This is a genomic window from Pseudomonas sp. 8 R 14, from assembly GCF_900005955.1.
Taxonomy (GTDB): domain Bacteria; phylum Pseudomonadota; class Gammaproteobacteria; order Pseudomonadales; family Pseudomonadaceae; genus Aquipseudomonas; species Aquipseudomonas marginalis.
Window position 1 is genome coordinate 1 of sequence record NZ_CVTH01000092.1, and the last position, 810, is coordinate 810.

At 59.0% G+C, this 810-nt stretch carries 1 pseudogene; it reads left to right on the top strand.

Annotated elements, in window-relative coordinates:
• Window positions 1-810, top strand: a pseudogene (locus BFQ01_RS33130) (type IV secretion protein Rhs); the annotation flags it as partial.

Below are 810 nucleotides of genomic sequence, written 5' to 3' on the forward strand. Positions count from 1 at the left end.
TGACGGTTGAGCAGGATCCGCTGGGGGCGGTGACGGCGTATCAGTACGACGACGCCGGACACTTGGTGGCGTTGTTTCCCGGGGATGATGAGCCAACAACCTACGAGCATGACAACGGGTTCGTACGGGTTGTAAGGCGGGGTCTGGCGGTCTGGAAGTACGAGCGTAACGACCAGGGCGATGTCATCCGCAAGATCGATCCCGACGGACATGTTACGGATTACAGCTACGACAAATACGGGCAACTGGTTGGGGTTTGGTACCCGGATCACAGTTGCCATCGGCTGGTGTGGAATGAGCGGGGGCAACTGGTTGAGGAGCAGTTGCCCAATGGCGGGATCAAGCGGTATCGCTATGACGATCTTGGCCGTCAGGTGGCGCGCGAGGATGAGCATGGCGCGCTGACCCAGTATCAGTGGGACAGCGTGGGTCGGTTGGTTCGCGTGGTGCTGCCCGGTGGGGCGTGTCGGGAATACAGCTACAACCCCTACGGAAAAATCACCGCCGAACGCGACGAACTGGGCCACGTCACCCGCTACGAATACGCCGACGGGTTGCACCTGATCAGTCGGCGCATCAACGCTGATGGCACTCAGGTCAACTACCGCTACGACAACGTGCGGTTATTGCTGACCGAGATCGAAAACGAAGTCGGCGAGACCTACCGACTTGCTTATCATCCCAACGGCCTGATCCAGCAGGAAACCAGGTTTGATGGGCAGCGTACGGCCTACGTCTACGACCTCAACGGCAACCTGCAGGAAAAGACCGAACACGGTGACGATGGTAGTCAGCTCGTTACCCGTTACG